We start from the raw sequence: 22,534 nt of genomic DNA on the forward strand, positions 1-22,534 counted from the left end.
ATATCATTGTGCGAATATACGGCGACACGCGTTCAGGAAACTGTTACAAACTCCAACTGCTTCTTTCTTTGTTAGGTAAAACCTGCGAATGGATTGATGTGGACATTATGAAAGGAGAAACACGCGCTCCTTCTTTCCTAGAAAAGACCCCTAATGGGAAAATTCCTTTGCTTGAACTAGACGACGGCAGGGTGTTGTCAGAATCCAATGCCATCATGCACTACCTGGCATCTAACACTCCTTTAATCCCCTCTTCTCCCTATAGTTTTTCGCAACTTTTACAGTGGCAGTTTTTCGAACAATACAGTCACGAGCCTTATATCGCCGTTGCTCGTTACATCAATGTTTATTTAGGGCTACCCGAGGACAGGAAAGCGGAGTACGAATCTAAACAAGCGGGTGGATATCGCGCACTAGCTGTCATGGAGCATCAACTTAAAACTACGCCGTTTTTGCTAGGTGACACGTTAACTCTTGCGGATATTTCATTGTTTGCGTATACCCACGTGGCCCACGAGGGCGGGTTTGACCTTTCCGCCTATCCCGCCATTCGAAATTGGATAAGTTTAGTCAAAGATCAAAAGGGCTTCATTCCCATGAACGCGTAATGTGCGCTAAACGAAGTTCTACGCTAGAAATGCCTTCTATGTGACATAGGGCCTTGCCACTTATCTTGTAAGGCTCTCTGTGCTCTGTAAAGCCCAGAAACGTCGATTTGATCTAAGCACTGTAGTGCATAAGCTGTTGCTTCTAGCGTAGAAAGTGCATTGCTTAATGTCGTATGACGAATAGCATAGTTAGAAGTGGGTGCAGAAATGAAGTGAAACGCTGGTAACTTTGTTAACCATGGGTTCTGTTTCACTAGACCAAATGCTTGTTTCCAACTTCCATCTATTAGAATTAGCGTTGTGATCTCAGAACGTGCAACGGCATCGACACTTTCTATCGGTGTACTGCATTCACTTGGGTAAACAAGCACTGAATGTCGACGTGAGCAGTGTTCGGATAGGGATTGCATAGCGACGACATCATTAGCAAGTATGATTCGCGTCGAAGGAATACACAATGAAACTAAGCGCGCCGTATTCTTGGCGTGAAGTGCTTCTTTTTCGTGTTGAACTATCACAATCTCTAACGATGTATCTACTGTGTTAATGTGAGAGCAAATACAGGTTTTTTGAGGATATCCACAGTGTTCACAATAAAGGCGCATAACTGAATTTCTTTATTCTCTCTTGAACGTTTATCGCACTTATTAACTAAGTAACTTAATAGATAGGATAATATACAACATGCCGAATGAAGCAGTACAATCTCGAGTAGAGAAAACGCTTTCTTTAGTGCCTGAGGGACAGGTAATAAGTTACGCCTTGCTCGCTGACCTGTGTGGATTACCCGGCAGAGCTAGAATGATGGGAAAGTGTTTAAGAGAGATAAATGCTGACTGCCACTGGCATCGCGTACTACGTGCTGACGGTAAAATTGCTTTTCCTGCTGGCTCTGATAAAGCGGATGAGCAGCGAGAGCGATTAGCAGAGGAAGGTGTGGTCGTTAAAAACTACCGAGTGAATATGACGAAGTTTGGTTGGAAGCCAGATTTACACACTATACTAGTAGAGTTAGAGTACTGAGCTTTCACTTTTTATATGAAAGCAGTTAGCAAATATATGGCGATTAATATAGTGCAGTGCATATAAGATGATAAAAAAGATTACTATTGATCAGTTAGTGCCAGGCATGTTTGTTCATCAAATTTTAGAGCAAAAAGGTGCGTTGAGGGTTACGAGCCAAGGCCGCGTTACGTCTGATGACGTGGTTAAAACACTTAGAAAGCGAGGTGTGAAAACCCTCGCCATTGATACAGATAAGGCGTTTAACGTTGAGCAACCTAGCTCATCGGCCACTGTGGAAAAGCACCAAAACTCGCCTTCTGATCAGCCGGTAAAATCAAAAAAAGTATCACTAGAAAATGAGCTGGTAAGAGCCGCAAAGCTTCACGAGCAAGGAAAGGCAATTCAAAAGTTGTTACTTGCCAATGTACAAAAAGAGACGCCTTTTGATGCGAGTATTCCCAAAGCATTTTCAAACAAGTTGGTAGAGTCGGTAGATAGAAACCCCGATGCGTTGCTTTGTCTGACTAAAATTCGAGAAAAAGACGACTATTTACTAGAGCATTCTCTGAACGTCGCTATTTTACTCGCCAATTTTGGCAAGTATTTAGGGATGTCTGAAGAAGAAGTGCAAGACCTTTCCTATGCTGGCTTTCTACACGACTTGGGCAAAATCAAAATTCCAGATGAAATTCTTCATAAGCCAGGCCGCCTTACGGACAGCGAAATGGACATCATGAAAGGTCATGTAAAGCACGGGGTCGACTATTTAAAAAGTACGGAAATTGCGCAGCCACTGATTCAAGCGATTAGTGAGCATCATGAGCGATTGGATGGATTAGGCTACCCTGCTGGGACCAAAGGTGAGGATATTAGCCAAGCGGGCCGAATGCTTGCCATTGCCGATATGTACGATGCACTCACCGCGGACCGGGTGTATAAGGCCGGTATGTCTAGCCAAAAGGCATTCTCTATTTTGATGAGTGATGCGCCAACGCGTCTTGACCAGTCACTTGTTCAACAGTTTATAAAGTGTCTGGGCGTTTATCCCGTAGGGAGCCTAGTTCTATTATCAAATGATAAATTAGCGATGGTGCTTGAACAGAGAGACTCCCCGCTTACGCCACTCGTAAAGGTTTTTTATTCGGTTCGCAGTAACCACTATCTAACGCCGAAAGATGTTGACCTATCATCGGATAAAACAATCAGTATCAACAAAGCCGTCATAGCGTCTGACTATAAGATTGATGTGAACGCATTTTTTGAGCGTTCAGTTTCAATAGGCTAAAACGTTACTTTTTAGCAACACAGTGTAGTATTTACACTGTGTACCAACGCATTTTTTCTTCTTTATTCCAACGTTCATTTAGCTAACGTTCAGGTTTGATGTCCTACAATCCTCTAAACATGAAGTGCTGTAGTGCCTTTGAGTGCTGATTTTTAGGAAAAGTTAAGCAGGAAACGAACTAGTGGCGCTCAGATACTCGTTATTGCTTACATACAGAATATTTGCCAGTGGAACGCTAATTGCTATCACTGTAGTTGTTTAATGCAAAACTAACACTGAGCTTATTGAGAGTGGCAATGGATAAATGCAACTCATCAATATTGAGCTTTTAATTGAAATAAGAGGAAGTTATGAAAAAGACTCTTGCTGTAAGTTTGATTGCTGCGTCACTAACGGTAGCAGGTTGCGCAACTGATCCGAATAATACGCAAAAAGGTGCCGCTATTGGTGCGGTAGTAGGCGCATTGCTGGGTAAAGCGACAGGTGATAACGACAAAAGTCGTTATGCGTGGGGCGCTGCGGTAGGTGCAATCGCAGGTGGTGCGATAGGTAACTACATGGACAAACAGGAAGAAGAGCTTCGAAATGAGCTTTCTGATACTGGCGTTCAAGTTGTGCGAGAAGGCGATAATCTACGATTGATCATGCCGGGCGACATTACCTTTGCTACTGACAGTTCTAGCATCAGCCCTAACTTCAATCCGGTTCTTCAAGACGTTGCCAAAGTTGTAAACAACTACGAAAAAACCGTTCTTATGATCAAAGGCCATACGGATGACACTGGCTCTGAGCAGTACAACCAGTCTTTATCTGAGCGTCGTGCAGGAGCGGTTAAGAATTTACTAATTAACTATTCTGTTAACCCGACGCGTATCACGACGGTAGGTATGGGCGAATACGCACCTAAAGTACCTAACAATAGTGCAGCAAACCGCTCGATGAACCGTCGAGTAGAGATGGAAATTCAACCACTCACACAGTCTAATACCTAAAGGTAGTTAAGACTTAAAGAGAAACAAAGGCCCCGTTACGTCGGGGCTTTTTTTATTGCATGGTTTTAATTTGATTAGCAACGCTATCTGCAAGCGCGTTGGGGATAGGGATTGTTAAATGGTATTGGGTTACTTTCCACTTCGCTCCCTCTTTTATTAAGACACCCGTGCCTCGTGTTTCTCCCAGGCTTTCATTATCGAGCAGTTCATCAAACCAGGCTACATCGTGTTTAGGGGAAAAATAGATATGCCTGTCTCGCGGGTGGTATGTCCATCCTCTGCCCTTGTCAAAGTGAGGTTTGGCATACGCCTTAAACGCTTCTTTGGTCCATACCTCAGATGCGTCGGTGCCAATAAAGATCGCGCTGTCGTGATACAAACCAAAATACTGCTCAAAGTCTGCAATAGATGCACTGTGATGTAGAGCATTAAGTGTCTGATTCACTGCGTCGCGGTCGTTGTTCGCAACGGCCGTCGTTGCAACAGCAAGCATGACCAGACCTAACAATAGATATTTCATAGTGACTCCGTTTTTCTTCTAGTATTTCTTATTATGCTGTTGAACGCATCATTAGTATATTCGAAGCAAATAATTGCCACTGTTTACTGCAATGTTATAGCATTGGGTTAATCGTTTAACTATCGATGCTGTAAGTGGCTAAAACTACCGCTAAATTCTGAACGAAGTTGTGTTGATAGCAAATATTTCCTCCTTGATGTAATGGCTAAAATGTCTTCTAGTATTCAACGAAACCGTATTCGAAGCATCGATATGATGCGTGGCTTGGTCATGCTGATTATGCTTATCGATCACGTGCGAGAGCGCTTTTTTCTGCATTTGCAGGTATCTGATCCTATGGATATCGATACCACGTCACCTTCTCTATTTTTCACACGGTTAGCCGCCCATTACTGTGCACCCACATTCGTGTTTTTGACGGGGCTGTCTGCATGGCTCTATGCCAATCCAATGGACTCAGCGAATAAGGCCAAGCCGACACGCAATGTCAGAGAGTTCTTAATTAAGCGTGGATTGTTTATTCTGTTCTTAGAGGTCACATTTATTACGTTTAGCTGGGGGGCGAGTTTCCAAACGCTTTATCTTCAGGTGATGTGGGCCATAGGTATCAGCATGATTGCTCTGGCTGTATTGAGTTATCTTCCAAGAACTCTGTTGCTCATTTTAGGCCTCTTAATTGTCTTTGGACATAATGCACTAACGCCAATTAGCTATGTTCCACATGAAACAGGCTATACGCTTTGGACAATGCTGCACGATAGAGGATATATACTTCAGTCAGCCGCCCTAAACATTAAAGTGAGTTATCCCGTGCTTCCTTGGATAGGGGTAATACTGCTCGGTTATGCATGTGGGCCTCTTTACAGTCAACAGCTTGATAAAGTGCGACGCGGTCGGTGGTTGCTTGGTTTATTTGCAGTGTCGCTCAGCCTATTTTTCCTACTTCGCGGTTTAAATATTTATGGTGAGACCTTGCCTTGGGAGCTACAACAAAGTGCCATCACTACGTTGATGTCATTACTTAATTTGACCAAATACCCCCCATCTTTAGCATTTTTGCTCTTTACGCTGGCCGGCATGTTTCTATTGTTGTTTGCTTTCGAGCGCGTTAAGGATACGCAGTTTGCGTTTCTTGACACCTTTGGCTCGGTCCCGATGTTTTTCTACATCCTGCATTTGTACGTATTGCTGGTGATGTACGGTATTGCATTCTTTATTTGGGGGGCGAATAAAGGAAAATACGTGGGCGTAGACCATATTTGGCAAATATGGTTAATAGCTGCTGGCCTTAGTTTAGTGCTTTATTTCCCTGTTAAATGGTTTAGCGCCTATAAATCAAAGCACAACGCCCCTTGGCTTAAATACTTATAAGACAGGCCTTCGCGTCTATTATGGGGTGTACCATCATTAAGGTGGATAGCAAAGTGCACTATTGGAGCGAAAGGTACTTAATCGAAAGTTTTAATTGAGAGTTTAGATGAAAGTCGGTTTTCGACTTACCAGCTTGGCTTCATCCTTCATGTTTTACCGTAGACTCCCGAACAACCAAGGAAGGTTCGAAATACAGCTGAACGTTATTAGCCTGACCATATACTTTATTAAGTATGTACTTGGCTGACATTTCAGCCATTTCCGCAATTGGGTTACTGACCGTGGTAAGACGAGGAAAAACATGGTGGGCAAATACCACGTCATCGAAACCGACCACAGACAAGTCGTGGGGAAGGCTCATGCCTAAATCTCTCGCGCAGCTTATCGCACCCGATGCCATCCAATCGTTGGCGCACACTAAAGCCGTGAAAGGCACATCGCGTGCCATGAGTTCTAACAAGCCAATTTTCCCGTCTTCTTCAGAATAGTCGCCGTTAAATATCAACTGTGGGTTTATGGGCAACCCTGCTTCCGACAAGGCGCGTTTATGTCCTTCCAAGCGCAAGCTCGCGTCACACTTGTCAGTCGGACCAGAGATATATGCAATGTCTTTATGGCCTAGCTCGAGTAAGTGGCGGGTAGCCAGATATCCACCCTTTTCATTATTGAGGCTAGTGCATGCCTCAGGTAGCCCTTCTACCTGTCTGTTAACCAAAGCAACGGGAAGTTTCGACTGGTTTAACTCCAATAAATACTCATCGGATAATGCTTCTGCATGCATGATGAGTGCATCGCAGTTACGGCTAATAAGAAACTCTACCGCATCTTTCTCTGTTTCTAGGCAATTTCGTCCTACCGAAATAATGACATGTTTATCTGCGGCACGCAGCGTTGACTCTACAGCTTGCATCAGATCGCCAAAAAACGGGGCGTTGAGTTCAGGTACAAGTACCCCGACGCTGTCAGTGCGGTTATTAGCCAATGAACGAGCGACAGAATTTGGGCGGTAATTTAGCTCTTTTACCGCTTTTTCTACGCGTTCTTTAAGTACTTTGTTTACCGAAGCCTTACCATTTAATACGCGGGATACCGTAGATAAAGAAACACCTGCACGCTCGGCAACTTGATAAATGGTGGGCACGTGATAAGACCTCGTTCTCTAAAACAATCACTCTAACTGACTGTATTATGCCGATATCGGCGGTTGTTCGCTACGTCGAGAGAGTAAAGCTTGTGTAACTTCTTTTTGTTTTTCGTCATTTAATGGGTACAGACAGATTAACGCCGCGCCAGCAAAGCCAAATAGCGCCGGTATCCAACTCATTAAAGACTTCATACCTGGAAGCGTTTGATTAATTGTATTGATATCAAGACCGTTATAGCCATAGCTTCCTAATACCAACAAGACGAGCGCCCCTGCAAAGCCTCCCCCTGTTTTTTGAACAAAAGAGCCTGCAGAGTAGACGAGCCCGGTGGCTCTTCGACCTGTCTTATATTCGCTGTAGTCTGCCGAGTCTCCTAGCATAGAGAAAAATAAGGTAGGCAATATGGCTGCAAAAAACTCTGCACTGCAACCTAGAATGAATATGGCGCTCACGCTTTTCTGAGGAACAAAATAAATGCCAGAGGTCAATACGCTACTTGCTAACAGCGCGATAATAAAGAGCTTCTTGCGACCAAACATAGCGGCTAATTTGGACGTTGCTAATGCGCCGAAAATCGACACCACCAGCAGTGAAATGAAAAAGTAGCCTGTGAGTAGCTCATTGCCCATGTAATATTTGAAATAGTAGGCAATAACGCCATATTTGATGCCATTAAACATCATGGTTAGAAAACCCATTCCTAACAAAATTAGCCAGGGTTTGTTGGAAAGCAGGTCGATAATATCCTGCTGAGAACGGGTGTTCTCGGCTTCCGGTCGGCGAGTTAACCGTTTAATTGCAATAGTAGTAAGCGCTATAACGGTAATGAAGATTGCCCCAGTTAAAACGTCTCGATAATAAAAGAAGGCGGTTATTGCTAAAAGAGGAACTAGAATTAACGGTAGTTGCTTTCCCAAGTCGATGAGTTCAGATGTTAGTGAACGAGGAGCGGGCGCTACTTGGGTACCTGTCTCTGTTTTTGGAGAGTCCAGTTTAGTGTCTTGAGGCTTTGAAACCTGCTGCAACGTAACGCGCTCTTTCGTGGTAAAAACTGTTACACACATTAATATGACAAGCAACGTGGCAAACAACCACATGGTATATTGATACCCTACAGCAGTGTTCCCTTGGCCTAGCAAGTCCACCAGCATAGGCAAACAACCCATAACAAGCAGTCCACCAAAGAATGCCCCAGCAAAACGAAAGCCAGACAAACTTGTACGCTCTCTATCATCACTGGTCATCACGCCCATTAGCGCTGAGTACGGTACATTATTAACCGTATACGCTAAGGTTAGTCCGATGTAGGTCAGGTAAGCGTAAATGAGTTTGCCTGAATACGAGAGATCAGGTGTGGTAAAGCAAAGGACCATGAAAAGGCCAAGAAAAGGAGTGGAGCCTAATATCCAAGGGCGAAACTTTCCCATCTTAGTCTGGGTTCTGTCAGCAATCATTCCCATGATAATATCGGTCACACCGTCAGAAAGACGAACGACAAGAAATAGCATCGCAGCTGCAGCGGCTGTAATACCGAACGTATCGGTATAAAATACCGCCAAATATGCTAGTGCGCCCCGCCAAACTAAATTGGCCGCAGCGTCGCCCATGCCATAACCCACTTTTTCTTTTAATGTCAGCTTATGGTTCATTGCTATTTCCACTGTTGTTATGTTCGACTTGCTATGAGCGCTTTATAAGCATTGGCGCTAAGTTTAAGCGTACGCTTTTGCGTTTCAAAATCCACATAAACTAGCCCAAATCGCTTTTCATATCCTTCCGCCCACTCGAAGTTATCAAGGAGGCTCCATGCGAAGTAACCACTCACTTCTACTCCATCAATCACTGCGTTGTGTACCATGTTTAAATGGGCATTGTAGTAATCAACCCGATCCACATCATTAACAAGACCATCTTTGAGTTCGTCTGCCATTGCTGCACCATTTTCAGTTATAAAAATGGGAGGGAGCGTATATCGTTCGTTTAATGAAGTAAGTAAATCATAAAGCGCTTTTGGATAGATTTCCCAACCAATATCGGTCAATGGACCTTGATGAGGATGCTCGAAATACAATGCGCCTTTCTCTTTGGGCGCAGAATAGTGTAATCGCGTGTAGAAATTTACCCCTAAGAAATCGATGGGCTGACAGATTGTCTCCATATCACCAGCTTCAACTGGTGGTCTATCCGCTTCGTCTATATCAAATAACACTTCGGGGTAGCTTCCCTCCATTACAGGCTGCATATACCATTGGTTGATATAGTCATCTGCTTTGCGGGTGGCTAAGAGGTCTTCTTTCTTTTGTGTAGCGGGGTAGCATGGCGTAAAATTCAATACTATACCGGCTTCGCTATTTGGGACATTTTTTCTAAGCACCTTCATCCCAAGGCCGTGTGCTAGCAAAATGTGATGAGCCGCAGTTCTTCCGTATTTTCTACCCGTTCTGCCCGGGGCGTGTACGCCTATTTCATACCCTAAATAAGCACTGCAAAAAGGTTCATTGAACGTTGCATAGGAAAAAACGGACTCGCCTAACGCCCGCGTTATTTTGTCAACATAGTCTTCAAATGCAAAAGCAGTTTGTCGGTAAAGCCACCCACCTTTATCTTCCAGGTGCTGCGGGAGATCCCAGTGATAAAGGGTAACAAATGGCTTAATGCCTTTTTCATTTAACGCATCAACTAGCGTTTTATAAAAGGCAACGCCTTTTGGGTTTAGCTCACCTTCTTGAGTGATAACGCGCGGCCAAGAAATAGAGAAACGGTAAGCGTCTACATTTAAGTCTAACAAAATGTCGAAATCTTCTCTCCAGCGAGCAATATGATCACAGGCGACATCGCCATTGGAGTGATCAGCAATGGCTGAAGGCCGTTCACAAAATCTATCCCAAATACATTCGAGACGGTTGTCGACATCCCCTTCTATCTGAAAACTTGACGTGGCAGTTCCATAAAGAAACGAATTTTTGAGTAAGGGACTGCCTGCGGGAAGCGAAATGCTGTTCATATGTCGATAACCTTTTTCTTACTGCACAAATTCTAAACGGATGCTGGCAGTACAATGAATCTGAAATAACAAAGCGGTTTATAGCACAAATAAAAAACAATTAGAAAGCGCTTTCTCATATTTATGTCATTTTTACGTTAATGGAATTAAGTGACTGATAATATTTATATGACTAATACCGGAATCTAATAGAGCTTTGGTTTTCTTGTAAGGTATTAAATATAATGGTTTTATTTTTTTGTGAGGAGTTTGGTGTTCTCCTATATAGTTGTTACCTGTGAATTAATTGTAAAAAATGTGTTGATCTTAAACTTTTGTTGAATTAATGTTCGGAAAGCGCTTTCTTATGTCTGGGTGTTCTAGCTTCTCTTTGGGAAAGCCCTTTCTGTCGGCGCGTAAGGTTCACAACACACATAAAAGCCACTATTAAAGAGAGATAGACCGTGACACAAACAACACCAAATAAAAGCAAGATCGCAGCAAGTTTGTCATTGATACTCGGGACCGCTTTGAGTAGCGGCGTGATGTCGTCTGCGACAGCGCAAGAAACAGAAAAAGACATAGAAGTTATTCAGGTATCAGGCATACGAAGCAGTGTGCAAAAGTCGATGGGTATCAAGCGTGACTCTGCTGGTGTTGTTGATGCCATCTCAGCAGAAGATATAGGTAAATTCCCTGATACCAACTTAGCGGAATCGCTCCAGCGTATCACTGGTATTTCTATTAACCGAAACAATGGTGAAGGTAATCAGGTTACCGCACGGGGTTTCGGTCCAGACTACAATATGGTTACCCTAAATGGACGTACGATGCCGGGTTCCGCATTACCAGGTGGTGGCGGTGTCGCGAACTCTAGAGCTTACGACTTTTCTGATCTAGCTTCTGAAAGTGTAAGATCAGTAGAAGTATACAAAACGGGCAGAGCGAGCATCGCGACAGGCGGGATTGGCGCTTCAATTAATATCAAAACAGCCAGACCCTTCGATTCAGCAGACAACGGTTTTACGGCAAGCGTAGGTGCGAAGGCACTGCACGATACGACTAACCGCGTGGGTGATGACGTAACGCCAGAAGTATCGGGCTTTATCAATTACCTCAATGACGACAATACCTTTGGTGTCACTTTCACCGGCTCATTCCAACAACGGGATAGTGCTGCGCAAGGTGCGTTTGTCAACCAGTGGAGAGTCAACCCGTTTGATGGCACGGTACCGCAATCTCCTGATCCATCGAATCCAAATAGTGGCGACCCTGTAGTGTTGAACAACGCTCCCGCTCTTGGGCAGCTTTACGGTATTCCATCAGATTTACGTTACTACATGGCAGACCGCGAGCGTGATAGAACCAATGCACAGCTAACGTTCCAGTTTGCTCCTTCAGAAAAAATGACGGCCACGCTAGATTACACGTATTCAAGGCAGGATCTGTTCGAAGCGCGAGCTGAACAGTCAATTTGGATGGATGACCGTTACTTTGCGGAACTGACTTTTGACGATGAAGCAGTAAAGACACCAGTATTAATCACTCAGGAACGCAGAGATTTACTGCCTCGTGATCTAGGTTTAGCACTTCAGGAACTAAACCAAGTTAATGAAAATAAATCGATTGGTTTGAATCTAGAATACTTAGTTAATGATGAATTGACGTTAATCTTTGACCTACATAACTCTACAGCGGAAGGTCGTCCCGATGCGCCATATGGAACGTGGACAAACCTTGGTTTAGGTGCAAACGTGGTCAGAGGGCAAGGTGTCGATTTTAGAGGCGACTTCCCTATTATGTTCGTCGATTTCGACGATGCCGCTCGAGACAACCTAAACGGTAATGGCGTACTTGACCAAGATGATGTAGGTACGTCAATACTAGACATGAATTTTTCGTCGCAAGATACCGAGATTACCCAAGCTCGTCTTGATGGGTCTTACGTTATGGATACTGGAACCATAAACTTTGGTATTGAGTCACGCTCAATGGAGAGTACATCGCTCCAATCCCTAACCCGTCACACCATGGGCAACTGGGGAATAGAGAACCCGGGTGAGCTGCCTGCTGGTTCTTTAACACCACTGGATTTGGCGAGTGAGTTTAGCGATTTCAATACTGAGGGGATGTTCTCTCAGGGTTTTACCGGGAGCGTGGCTGAAATAGGTGCATTTGCAGCACAGCAGTATGGTTTTGATTTAGTTGCTAACAACCCGTTTGCCACTAATCGCACCATTGAAGAAGATATAACCGCCGTTTACTTTGAGTTCGATTTATCGGGCGAGTTGAATGGCATGGAGTATAACCTTCTTACTGGCGTGCGCTATGAAAATACAGATGTTACATCAATTGCGAACATAAGTTTGCCTAGCGGTATTGCATGGGAAGGTAACAACGATTTCAACGTGCGCTTTGGTAGCGAAATGGAAGACGTGGAAGTTAAATCTAGTTACGATCATGTATTACCTGCGTTCGATTTTGACATAGAGCTAGTGGAAAACATGATTGCTCGTTTCTCTTACAGCAAAACTATCGCACGACCAACTTATAATAGGTTAAGCGCTGCATCGACAGTGTCGCCGCAGAGCTTCCCTACCCTTATAGGTACTGCTACTACGGCGACGGCAAGTTCGGGTAATCCAACACTTATTCCACTTGAATCCGATAACCTAGATCTATCGTTTGAGTACTATTTCGAAGAAACAAGTTATGTGTCGATTGGTTTCTACGACAAGCGAGTGAAAAACTTCATTGGTGATGAGCAGGTAGAAGAAAATGTATTTGGTTTACGTGATGTAACTAATGGACCACGAGCACAAGAAGCGTTGGCCGAATTGGAAGCTCGTGGTATTCCAGTAAGCGACACATCTTTATTTAACATGGTTGCCGCGTTAGAAAATGGCATTGACTATGATTCCCTCACTGATGACCAGTTCGAGCAGCAATTCGATATATTGCCAAACAGCGATGATCCGTTACTGACCTTCATCAACTCTAAACCCGTAAACAATAAAGCTGCGAATATTTATGGTTTCGAGCTAGCTGCACAGCACTTCTTTGGTGATAGTGGCTTTGGTGTACAGGCAAACTACACAACGGTTACCGGCGATATCGGTTTTGATAACAATGCGAACCCTCTTCTTACACAATTCGCATTGGTCGGCTTAAGTGATACTGCGAACCTTGTATTAATGTACGAAAAAGACGCCTTACAGGCACGTATTGCATACAACTGGCGAGACAAGTTCTTAGACACTACTTCTCAGTACATCAATGAGCCGGGTTATACCGAAGCGTACTCACAAATTGATTTGAGTATTTCCTACGACATAACCGAAGACTTAACGGTGGCCTTTGAAGGTATCAATATCACGGAAGAGAATATTCGCCGACACGGAAGAACCAGCGCTATGCTGTGGAACTTAGATGAATATGGCGCTAGATATGCGCTAAGCGCCAGATATACATTCTAAAGATTGGGGTGTGTTTACCCGCTAAAGTGCTTAGGGTTGCGCTTTAGCGGGTTTTTTTGCCATAGTGCTGTTTGAATAGTAACCAGAAAATCGACTGAACATGTTTGTAGAAGTGCAGTGGGGCATATCGTGGTTCTTAACGTATGAGTGATAACGAAAGTCATAGCAGTATGCGTCGGGTCGTCATTGTCGGTGGTGGTACGGCTGGGTGGCTTGCTGCTGGAGTGCTAGCCGCAAAACTAAGCGCGAAACACACCATTACCCTTATCGAATCTCCTAATATCCCTTCCATAGGTGTTGGTGAAGGCTCTTGGCCATCACTGCGCGACACCCTTCTTGATATCGGCATTGGTGAAACTGAATTCTTAACTCTGTGTCAGGGCGCTTTCAAGCAAGGCTCCAGCTTTGTTAATTGGCGTAAAGGCGGGCACTGCTATCATCATCCATTTACCGTTCCAACAGGGTACAACGAACTTGATATTCATACTTGCTGGCAAGAACTCGCTCCCAATACGTCATACGAAGATGCGTTTTCGTTACAAGCCGCCATGTGTGCCGCAGGCAAGGCGCCAAAGCAAATTGCTACGCCGGACTACGCCCATGTGCTCAATTACGGTTACCATTTCGACGCCACAAAGCTTGCTGAGCTGTTAAAAAATCATTGCGTAGACAAGTTAAATGTCGCTCATGTCGTTGGTCATGTTGACAGTGTTCACTCTCATCAAAACGGGGATATTGAAAGCGTATCAACAAAGGACGGGAAAAAAATAGTTGGCGATCTATTTATCGACTGTTCAGGCCACAGCGGCCTGCTCATCAATAAACACTTTGCTATTCCCTGGATACCCGTTAAGCGCACAATGCTCAATGATCGCGCCGTTGCGCTTCAAGTGCCTTATTCAAACGAAGATGCTGAAATAAAAAGTACCACAGTGGCCACTGCACAAACCTGTGGGTGGACGTGGGATATTGCGTTGCAGCACCGCCGAGGTGTAGGCCTAGTTTACTCTTCTCAATTCACAAATGAAGGTCAAGCAAAGCAGGTGCTGATTGACTACGTTCGTGAACGTTACCCTAGTGCACAAGATGCAGAGCTTTCTTTTCGTACACTTTCCTTTGAGCCTGGCTATAGATCACAGTTTTGGGTAAAAAACTGTTTGAGCTTAGGTATGTCTTCGGGGTTTGTTGAACCGCTTGAAGCATCAGCCATTGCCATGGTCGAACTTGGCTTACGTATGCTCTGTGAGGCTTTTCCGCAAAACAAAGCACACATGGAAATAGCCAGTAAGCGCTACAACTCGCGCTTTGCATATCGCTGGCAGCGCGTTATCGACTTTCTAAAACTACATTATGCTTTAAGCGATAGAGAAGAGCCGTATTGGTTAGCGCAAAGAGATAAGGCGTCTATACCCGATTCCCTCGCTGAATTGCTTGAACTGTGGAAGTATCAAAGCCCTTCACGTTTAGATCTTATCGAGAACGAAGAGATTTTCCCCTCTGCTAGCTATCAGTATGTACTGTATGGAATGGGCTTTTCTTCTTCTACATCGCCTTTACGGCTAAATGAAGAGCATAAGCGTAAAGCAGTTCACATTCGCGAAACCTTACAACAAACTAAAAACGCTTATCTGCAGGGATTGCCGTCTAACAGAGTTTTGCTCAATGATATTGCAAAGCGCTACAGCAACGAAAAACAACACGTGCCCTCGCATGCTCAACGTGAAAAGAACAAGCACGCTTCAGCTTCGAGTTGTAATGACATAAAAAATACTTCAGATAAAAAGGACACCTCTAATGACCGTATCGGGTTTAGATAGCAGTAAAAATCAAACGCCCGTTAAGAACGTAGTCATTGCGGGTGGCGGTACTGCGGGATGGATGGCGGCCACAGCGCTGTCACGGCTTTTGGGTAAGTCAATAAACGTTACGTTAGTCGAGTCGAAAGATATTGGTATTGTAGGTGTGGGCGAGGCGACTATTCCGCCTATTAGAACATTTCACAAGTTGCTTGGCATCGACGAAAAAGCATTTATGCGTGCCACACAAGCCACGTTCAAACTGGGTATTGAGTTTGAAAATTGGCGTGAACAAGGTCACAGCTATATTCATTCTTTTGGTATAACCGGAAGAGAGTGTTGGGCTGGCGAGTTTCACCATTTTTGGCTGAGGGCTAAAGAATACGGATTTGGTGGTGAATTTGGTGATTATTGCCCGGAACTTATTGCCGCTAAACAGAGCAAGTTCGCCACATCAGAAGCCATGCCGCTTAACTTTGCCTATCATTTTGATGCCGTTGCTTACGGTCGATTTTTAAAGTCTCTAGCGTGTGATGCTGGGGTAACTCACAAGGAAGGAGATATAGAAAAGGTCGTAGTATGCCCGCAATCAGGCAACATCCAGTCCCTTCGATTAGCAAGCGATGAAGTCATAGATGGCGACTTTTTCATAGACTGTACAGGCTTTAAAGGACTGCTTATTGAACAAGCTCTTCACACCGGTTACGACGATTGGCGACACTATCTTTTTTGCGATAGTGCGGTGGCCATGCAAACTGAGCTTACTGCCCCACCCGTGCCATACACCAAAAGCGTGGCCCATAAGGCGGGCTGGCGCTGGCAGATACCACTTCAAGAACGAATGGGTAATGGATTGGTATTTTGTAGCCGATTTATGAACGATGAAGACGCCATCAATACACTTAAATCGCAGGTGACAGGCGCGCCCATTAATGAGCCGAGAGTGATTCGTTTTACTCCTGGAAAACGCAGGCGTGGTTGGAATAAAAACTGCGTGGCGCTAGGGCTATCCAGTGGCTTTATTGAGCCTTTAGAGTCGACCAGCATCCATCTAATCATGACTGGCCTTATACGCTTAATGCGCCTATTCCCCTTCGATGGCATAACCCAAAGCGCAATCGACGAATACAATAATAAGTTTGATAGCGAAATGTCGGCCATACTCGATTTTATTGTTATGCATTACAAGGTGACACAGCGCGAGGACAGCCCCTTTTGGCAGCAGTGTCAACGCATGGACATTCCGTCTTCTCTTAAACATAAATTGGATTTGTTTGCTGAATCTGGCCGTGTATTTTTAGATGACGGAGATATTTTCCGTGTTGATTCCTGGACCCAAGTATTAATGGGCCAAGGCATGACACCTAGCCAGTATCATCGTGTTGCCGATGAGATGAGTGAACAGTCACTTAAGCAGTTTATGGCAGGATTAAAGCAGCAGGTGGATAATCACGTAGCTAAACTCCCCTCGCACGAGGCCTTCTTAACACAGTATCTGAGATGAGTTATTAGAAGCGTTAGATGTTGGCGGCAGGTAGCGCGTCAACAGTGACTTAAGCAGCTCGTAACCGACGAGCTACCAAACGCCCTACAGAAGTCTCAAACCCAGCTAGAAAGCTGGGTTTGGTGTTATTTATTGAATGAGTTTGAGTCTGCTTTTAATTACTCAATATTCTGAATTTGTTTATCGTTTTAAATTTCACAATTCTATGCATGTCAGGGGCTGCAAGGTATTCCTGGCCCGTTTTGAAACCCTTTTACTCACCAGTGTACTCACCATAAAGAAATCGAAAAAATTTATGAAAAAAAATAAAAAAATGCTCAATTTCTAACTGGGAAAGTTGGGATATGGGAAACATAGCTAACTATCTGCGTCAGTACAAACACAAAATGGTGAGCGCAAAGATACATTCACAGACAACAAGTAATCATCACGGGTGATCCAAAATTGTAACTTACTGCCTGCTTTAACCAGGTAGCATTTATCTGTAGTCCGAACGTGTTTAAGAGTGGTACGTTCAATCGGCTTTGCCGACCTTGCTATATCAGCAAATTCTACTTTTTTAGCCCTTTTTATAAAGTCCATAGTTTTCATAGAAGCCCCTTTCGCTATGAGGTTGGTGAGTTTTAGGCGCTTGCCGCCTAAAGGCGCGCCATACCTCATGGCCAACACGCACTACGCAGAGAAAAGCCAGTCAAGCTAGAAATCGCCCGAAGGGTTGCGAAGCAAGGGGGCCCCGCTTGCGGGGTTCCGATTTATGGCTTTACAGGATTTGAACGAAGTGGTTTAGGGGAAGGATACTGGTGCTTTTGGGTGTAAGAGGCTACTCTAACCCCATAAGAAGTCTAAAAATATTGTTGATCATAATGAAAATATTAGCAGATTTAAAACAACGACTAAGTACCAGTGAGAACCCTATTTTAGGTGAGTTATATTCGCTAGCTTCTACAATTGAAACTGATTGCAGGCACCATTTAAAAAGAATTAGCCTTGTGCTACCTGAATTTGACTTGCATGATGAATCTCATAGCGAAAAAGTTCTTAGCAATATTGAAAGTTTACTAGGTGATGCTGGAATTCGTCGTCTCACCTCTTACGAGCTGTTTTTTCTTCACCTTGCGCCATTTTTACATGACTGTGCGCTAGCTCCTCCAGACTGGGAATTGAAACTTTTAAGGGCCACTGAGGGAGGGGAGCATTACCATGATCCATACTGCCTACTTAAACATGATTTAAAAGCTCCGCTAAAACTTTCTGAAGCTGTTTCTTTTATTGAAGCAAATCAGGAGGTGTTATATCAAAGCTTTGACGAGGTAAGTAAGTGGCGCTTTTCCCCTGAGACTCAAGAGCAGCTTCATGAAGAACTTGCTCACATTCTGGTCGAATACCAAGAGTTTAGAAACGGATCAAAGCAAACATTTAGTCTAATAAAGTCTCAAGATGAATATGAAAGGGAAAGTGAAGCTATTCGCTTTTCATTCATTCGTGCGAATCATCACTTAAGAGTTGAAAAATACATTGCTAATTTATCACGCCTGTTTGAAGGACAAATCACCGGCAGGGTTTGGGGTAAAAAGCTAGCCTCGGATTTATCAAAGGTTTGTCGTTCTCACTGCGAAAATGTTTCTTATATTCAGGACTCATTAGATGCGGTTGCTCATTATCTAGGTGATGATACGGCAAACTTGCAACTCATAGCTCTCTTATTAAGGCTTGGGGACATTTTGCATTTTAGTTTTGATAGAGCTCCACGAGTATTGAGAACTTCGAGAGAGTTTCAATCAGAGTACAGTTTTCAGCAATGGGCAATGAAAGATAATGGAGTAAATTATTCTATAGGTGATGGTCTGATATCATTTAAGGCTTTTTGCGAGAGCCCCAGAGATTATTTCAAGGTTCATGAATACTTAGACTGGGTCGATCTGGAGATACAAAACTACTTCTTGTTCGAAAGAAAATGGCTTGGAAGCTATATTAAACTACCAGAAAAAGTTGATCGAAGTGGCATAAAAAGTGATGGAAGTTTTATACCTAAACACGGATTAAAATTCACATTAAGCCAACGAAAAATACTGGAACTGTTAATGGGGGTGGGCTTATACAAGGATAAGTATGCATGCTTGAGAGAGTTGTATCAAAATTCGCTAGATGCATGCAGGAGTATGCAGGCTTCATCTACACAGGAAGAAGGAATCTTAAGATTTAAGATTGAATTCGATATTGAAAGAAAAGGAAGTGATACCTTCTTGATCTGCCGAGATAATGGTTGTGGAATGACTAATGAAATTATCGAAAACTACCTATTGAATATCGGCAATTCATACTATCGGTCGTCTGAATTCTCCAGAAGACAAGCTTCATGGAATGATAGCTTTACGCCCACATCTCAGTTTGGTATTGGGATACTGTCATGCTTCATGATTGGTTCAAGTATTGAAATCACGACAAAAACACAAGGAGGTGATTTTGTTTCATGCGCCATTGATGGTCCACATGAAAGCTTCTATTACAAAACCCCAAGTAAGTTTGAAACGGAAAAGATAGTGCGCTCGGGAACGCAAATAAAAGTACTATTGAATGACTCTGTTGCAACGGAATTAAACAACGAAGATTTAAACAAGGTTGAATTATTGCTTCTGAGAGAAAAACCCAATCTAAGAGGAAAATTTACCTCTTATAAAGATATATATGCAAATTGGGATAATCATCTGTTTAATAAGATTAATAAAATCGTTGATTCACCTTTCCCCAACATTGATGTTGTTATAAAGCTCAAAGGGAAAAATGAGCTAAAGCTACTTCCCAAACCAACAGAGTTCGAGCTAACTAGTGAACTGGAATCAGATCTAGCCTTTATAGATTATCTTGTTGGAGATATGTATTGGAAAAGACCAGAATATTTGTTTTCTGAAGTAAGACACAATATTAAAACTTATAAAATCATGGTTGAGTATAAAGGTATTGAGTTCATCACTCACCTGTCATTACCGACCGATAATGTTACGTTTGGTGATATTGCAGCTTTACGTGTGATGCCAATTGTAGGTTCTACAGGGGTGTGTATCGACGGGATTTCTGTAGGTACTAATACGAGTATGCCCCATGATATTGAGATGTGTTTTCCTATTTCTTATATCGGGTTGCTTAATTTCACTGGAGAAAAAAGACCACAACTCTCAGTAGACCGTAACTCTATCACAGCTTGGCCTGAAGGGTTAAAAGAAGACATGGCAACAATTACATCAAAACTAACAGAGCAGGTGCTTTGTGTAGTTGTTGAACACATAAAGACTTTTAAGCTCCAGCCAGATTCTAAGGAAGTAAGGTTTACCTGGGATTATTTATTTGACCGGTTTAGGTTTGGAAGCCAAGGGTTTATTCAGTCCATCATAAATAATCACTACGGAGATGTTAGCTCAGCGAGTTTATGTGCCCTAACAGGTACTGACATAACAATCAGTGATTTCATGAAAATGAGCCCACTAAAAATTGTTTCTCCAAATAAGCAGGTTCTACCTCAGTTTACGAAGACCCTACTTTATGGGAAGTTACTCTCAAGTAACTCGATTCAAGTTAAAGGTGAAGATGTTTTGCTTGAGCATAATGGAAATAATTTCACTTTACCAAGCAAGACACGGTATCGCGGTGATGGTCAGGTAATACTGATTAAAGCAGATAGTTGGGATGTATCATATGACTTGGTTTCAAGCATGTTGCCAGTTGTCTCACCCCGTTTATTTGATGCAGTTACAAAGGGAGATTCTGGAAGTTTAGGCCCTATCGGAGAAAAAGGGATCCAACTTATGAATTATTCTAATGGTATTGGAGCCTTCTTTGGTCAAAGCCCGTTAGCAATACATGATAAAATGGGGCTGTTCAGTATCAAAGAACGTGATAATTTCGAAGAAAAAGTTGCTAACGAAGTTTATTATTTTGAAACCAAACGGTCGAGGTTTGGCCTTCATGAAATCAATGAACAAGAAAGTAGGTATGAAAATAAGTCCATCAATGTGCTCTATTTATTTGTATCACCACGTACGTTGACGCAGCGTGAAGAAGAAAAGTTAGCGGAACTGAGTTCTGAAGAAGCATCGTATGCTAAAGGAGTGAGGGAAGGCTGGAGTATTTTAATAACAGGAGTATCAGTTGATAATGTTGTTGTTATGCCAGGGCGACAAGATAGAGGCGAGCTGGTTAAAAAGTTGTCCCCTCATTTCTGGGAAGACAACTCGGAATATAACTTTAAATTCCTAGATGGTGCTGATTTGAAGGAGTTTATGTAAATGTTTTTGATTACATTAAATATTCTCTAGGGTGTTATTAGGCTCCCTAGAATTTTATCAACATTTAAAGAAGCGGTTGCAATGATTAGCAGTGCTATCAAAAACCATGTTTCTGTCCACCGGAGGAGCCCCTTGAATGATGGGGGCTTTCTAGCAATTTCAATACCACATTTATCTAGCAGTTCAATTTCTTCCTTTCTGTAATCGCGCCAAGAAAAAATAGTTGCTAAAGTTATAAGAATAAAAAGTAGACATGTGAAGGCGCTGATATATGCCGCAAAGTCTATTGCTAACACCACTATTTCATTAGTTATTTTGCTAGTTTTGAATAAGAGTATAGAGCTGGCAATAGCACTAATAATTGCAGTTGTAAACTTTGCAATATAGCCGATGTTTTTATATAAAGATTCGTCTAAGTGTTGTATTTTTGTAAGTATAAACTTATAGCGCTCTACAGCTATTTCCTTTTCTATATCTTTCATTTCTAAGTGTTTATTTTTTATGTGAATTCCTATAATGATACTTAACTTATGCTAAATAGAAAGTTTAAACAAGTGTAGTTAAAATTTTAACTTAACCGAAGTATGGCTAAGCGCTACGATGGAGATTATTTTCCATGAGGGGTCGTGAAGATGACTAACGAACAGAGAGCTAGAAAAGCAATCAATGGCTTGAGTAATGTTAACAGTGACTCTCCGGTTACATCAGAAAGGATTAGTTTGCTGTGGAGTGGGGGGGTCAAGAGAGGTCTCTTATTTGGGTTATACGCCATATAAGTTGAAAGTATGTGTTAACGAAGGAGTGGTTGATAAAGAATTGCTACAGTGTATTTTCGATAGTTTGAGCATATGTGATATCGCTTAGCCCAGAAGCAGCACACACCAATTCTTAAGAAAAGCAGCCCAATATAATGGGCTGCACGTGTAGGAACTACACGACTATCCTCGAAGACTACAGACGATAAACCCTAACGTCTGATGGATTACACGCCTCCAGGGTCGCACCCTGATGCACCATAGCCTTGTCTCATGCACCCAGGTGTGGGCCGTTACTATCGATAACGAATCGCGGTGTGCGCTGCCAATCACAAAGATAAACCACTTTCAAAAATAATGTTCGGAAAAAACCTGGTAAGATTGTCGGGGTTTTATTTGAAGGCGGATTGGCGACGAGTCGTCCCTACTCGAAAGAAGTAGGGACGACTCGCAGAGTCGCACGTCGAGGCCACTGCTCATGATGCCTCGACACCCAATCCGCCTTAAAAATTGCAGGGCCAAAAAAGGGATGGAGATTTGAGCGTGTCAAAAAGGAGTTGCAATCTCTGATCACTGTGATAATTTTATTTACGAACTAGCTCGAAATGAGCATCAAGAAAAAGGGCGTATCCACTGCCCGCAACACGTTCCTGAGGAGCTGCATTCGCAGCATTATGGGGCAGACTGCCACCCCCTATAAATAACACAAATATAAACCACAGTAGTTCGCGCTGTATTTCAACAGAAATCACACGGCTCAGCTTTGTTGCTTTAGACCAGTTAGCCTTTATGTCTTATGACAATATGCTCGGTT

General features: G+C 43.1%; 16 protein-coding genes. 9 read left to right on the top strand and 7 right to left on the bottom strand.

Features of this window, described 5'->3' with window-relative positions; translation table 11 throughout:
* Nucleotides 1–8: 8 nt before the first annotated feature.
* A complete protein-coding gene (locus MHN00_RS08135; protein ID WP_039228873.1) occupies nt 9–608 on the top strand; it encodes a glutathione S-transferase family protein in 600 nt (199 codons plus the stop codon).
* A gap of 23 nt (nt 609–631) precedes the next feature.
* Here the strand turns inward: MHN00_RS08135 and MHN00_RS08140 are convergent, their stop codons facing one another.
* A complete protein-coding gene (locus MHN00_RS08140; protein ID WP_069945253.1) occupies nt 632–1,213 on the bottom strand; it encodes a tRNA-uridine aminocarboxypropyltransferase in 582 nt (193 codons plus the stop codon).
* A gap of 79 nt (nt 1,214–1,292) precedes the next feature.
* On the opposite strand from MHN00_RS08140, the gene MHN00_RS08145 reads away from it, so the two are divergent.
* The 3 genes from MHN00_RS08145 (at nt 1,293) to MHN00_RS08155 (ending at nt 3,890) form a co-directional block, all read left to right on the top strand.
* The gene (locus tag MHN00_RS08145; protein ID WP_014951444.1) at nt 1,293–1,631 is read left to right on the top strand and encodes an MGMT family protein; all 339 of its coding nucleotides are present in this window, start codon (nt 1,293–1,295) and stop codon (nt 1,629–1,631) included.
* A 67-nt stretch (nt 1,632–1,698) separates the two neighbouring features.
* Nucleotides 1,699–2,898: an HD-GYP domain-containing protein gene (locus MHN00_RS08150; RefSeq protein WP_239300883.1), complete on the top strand. Its 1,200-nt coding sequence runs from the start codon at nt 1,699–1,701 to the stop codon at nt 2,896–2,898.
* 350 nt (nt 2,899–3,248) lie between these two features.
* Complete coding sequence (locus MHN00_RS08155) at nt 3,249–3,890, top strand: OmpA family protein (protein ID WP_014951442.1); 642 nt, start codon at nt 3,249–3,251, stop codon at nt 3,888–3,890.
* A gap of 52 nt (nt 3,891–3,942) precedes the next feature.
* On the opposite strand, the gene MHN00_RS08160 is transcribed toward MHN00_RS08155, so the two are convergent.
* Nucleotides 3,943–4,410 (bottom strand): nuclear transport factor 2 family protein, encoded by a 468-nt coding sequence (locus MHN00_RS08160; protein WP_239257804.1) that lies wholly within the window; start codon nt 4,408–4,410, stop codon nt 3,943–3,945.
* A gap of 201 nt (nt 4,411–4,611) precedes the next feature.
* On the opposite strand from MHN00_RS08160, the gene MHN00_RS08165 reads away from it, so the two are divergent.
* The gene (locus MHN00_RS08165; protein WP_239300885.1) at nt 4,612–5,781 is read left to right on the top strand and encodes a heparan-alpha-glucosaminide N-acetyltransferase domain-containing protein; all 1,170 of its coding nucleotides are present in this window, start codon (nt 4,612–4,614) and stop codon (nt 5,779–5,781) included.
* A gap of 139 nt (nt 5,782–5,920) precedes the next feature.
* Here MHN00_RS08165 and MHN00_RS08170 read toward each other — a convergent pair whose 3' ends face one another.
* Genes MHN00_RS08170 through MHN00_RS08180 form a run of 3 tightly spaced genes read right to left on the bottom strand, consistent with a single transcriptional unit; the run spans nt 5,921 to nt 9,930 of the window.
* The gene (locus MHN00_RS08170; protein WP_239257802.1) at nt 5,921–6,922 is read right to left on the bottom strand and encodes a LacI family DNA-binding transcriptional regulator; all 1,002 of its coding nucleotides are present in this window, start codon (nt 6,920–6,922) and stop codon (nt 5,921–5,923) included.
* A 45-nt stretch (nt 6,923–6,967) separates the two neighbouring features.
* A complete protein-coding gene (locus MHN00_RS08175; protein ID WP_239300887.1) occupies nt 6,968–8,575 on the bottom strand; it encodes an MFS transporter in 1,608 nt (535 codons plus the stop codon).
* Nucleotides 8,576–8,592: 17 nt separating this feature from the next.
* Complete coding sequence (locus MHN00_RS08180) at nt 8,593–9,930, bottom strand: GH1 family beta-glucosidase (RefSeq protein ID WP_239300889.1); 1,338 nt, start codon at nt 9,928–9,930, stop codon at nt 8,593–8,595.
* Between the two features lie 524 nt (nt 9,931–10,454).
* Here MHN00_RS08180 and MHN00_RS08185 point away from each other — a divergent pair.
* The 3 genes from MHN00_RS08185 to MHN00_RS08195 all read left to right on the top strand — a co-directional run bounded on the left by MHN00_RS08185 (nt 10,455) and on the right by MHN00_RS08195 (nt 16,685).
* Nucleotides 10,455–13,385, top strand: coding sequence for a TonB-dependent receptor (locus MHN00_RS08185; protein WP_230633805.1), 2,931 nt, complete (start codon nt 10,455–10,457; stop codon nt 13,383–13,385).
* Between the two features lie 143 nt (nt 13,386–13,528).
* Entirely contained in the window at nt 13,529–15,202 is a 1,674-nt protein-coding gene (locus tag MHN00_RS08190) for a tryptophan halogenase family protein (RefSeq protein ID WP_239300890.1), read from the top strand.
* A complete protein-coding gene (locus tag MHN00_RS08195; RefSeq protein ID WP_239300891.1) occupies nt 15,180–16,685 on the top strand; it encodes a tryptophan halogenase family protein in 1,506 nt (501 codons plus the stop codon). The genes MHN00_RS08190 and MHN00_RS08195 overlap by 23 nt, the downstream gene beginning before the upstream one ends.
* Nucleotides 16,686–17,042: 357 nt before the next feature.
* Here the strand turns inward: MHN00_RS08195 and MHN00_RS08200 are convergent, their stop codons facing one another.
* Nucleotides 17,043–17,276 carry a hypothetical protein gene (locus tag MHN00_RS08200; RefSeq protein WP_049586398.1) on the bottom strand — a complete coding sequence of 78 codons (234 nt, stop codon included), beginning with the start codon at nt 17,274–17,276 and terminating at the stop codon, nt 17,043–17,045.
* A 272-nt stretch (nt 17,277–17,548) separates the two neighbouring features.
* On the opposite strand from MHN00_RS08200, the gene MHN00_RS08205 reads away from it, so the two are divergent.
* The gene (locus tag MHN00_RS08205) at nt 17,549–20,965 is read left to right on the top strand and encodes an ATP-binding protein (protein WP_069945244.1); all 3,417 of its coding nucleotides are present in this window, start codon (nt 17,549–17,551) and stop codon (nt 20,963–20,965) included.
* A gap of 26 nt (nt 20,966–20,991) precedes the next feature.
* Here the strand turns inward: MHN00_RS08205 and MHN00_RS08210 are convergent, their stop codons facing one another.
* Complete coding sequence (locus tag MHN00_RS08210; RefSeq protein WP_069945243.1) at nt 20,992–21,447, bottom strand: hypothetical protein; 456 nt, start codon at nt 21,445–21,447, stop codon at nt 20,992–20,994.
* Nucleotides 21,448–22,534 lie beyond the last annotated feature (1,087 nt).

The organism is Alteromonas sp. Cnat2-8 (assembly GCF_022348355.1).
In the GTDB taxonomy this organism is placed as follows: Bacteria; Pseudomonadota; Gammaproteobacteria; order Enterobacterales; family Alteromonadaceae; genus Alteromonas; species Alteromonas macleodii.

Coding starts and splice junctions, on each gene's coding strand:
- MHN00_RS08140 (WP_069945253.1), bottom strand. CDS start 1,213: ATGCGCCTTTATTGTGAACACTGTGGATATCCTCAAAAAACCTGTATT.
- MHN00_RS08145 (WP_014951444.1), top strand. CDS start 1,293: ATGCCGAATGAAGCAGTACAATCTCGAGTAGAGAAAACGCTTTCTTTA.
- MHN00_RS08150 (WP_239300883.1), top strand. CDS start 1,699: ATGATAAAAAAGATTACTATTGATCAGTTAGTGCCAGGCATGTTTGTT.
- MHN00_RS08155 (WP_014951442.1), top strand. CDS start 3,249: ATGAAAAAGACTCTTGCTGTAAGTTTGATTGCTGCGTCACTAACGGTA.
- MHN00_RS08160 (WP_239257804.1), bottom strand. CDS start 4,410: ATGAAATATCTATTGTTAGGTCTGGTCATGCTTGCTGTTGCAACGACG.
- MHN00_RS08165 (WP_239300885.1), top strand. CDS start 4,612: ATGGCTAAAATGTCTTCTAGTATTCAACGAAACCGTATTCGAAGCATC.
- MHN00_RS08175 (WP_239300887.1), bottom strand. CDS start 8,575: ATGAACCATAAGCTGACATTAAAAGAAAAAGTGGGTTATGGCATGGGC.
- MHN00_RS08180 (WP_239300889.1), bottom strand. CDS start 9,930: ATGAACAGCATTTCGCTTCCCGCAGGCAGTCCCTTACTCAAAAATTCG.
- MHN00_RS08185 (WP_230633805.1), top strand. CDS start 10,455: ATGTCGTCTGCGACAGCGCAAGAAACAGAAAAAGACATAGAAGTTATT.
- MHN00_RS08190 (WP_239300890.1), top strand. CDS start 13,529: ATGAGTGATAACGAAAGTCATAGCAGTATGCGTCGGGTCGTCATTGTC.
- MHN00_RS08195 (WP_239300891.1), top strand. CDS start 15,180: ATGACCGTATCGGGTTTAGATAGCAGTAAAAATCAAACGCCCGTTAAG.
- MHN00_RS08200 (WP_049586398.1), bottom strand. CDS start 17,276: ATGAAAACTATGGACTTTATAAAAAGGGCTAAAAAAGTAGAATTTGCT.
- MHN00_RS08205 (WP_069945244.1), top strand. CDS start 17,549: ATGAAAATATTAGCAGATTTAAAACAACGACTAAGTACCAGTGAGAAC.
- MHN00_RS08210 (WP_069945243.1), bottom strand. CDS start 21,447: ATGAAAGATATAGAAAAGGAAATAGCTGTAGAGCGCTATAAGTTTATA.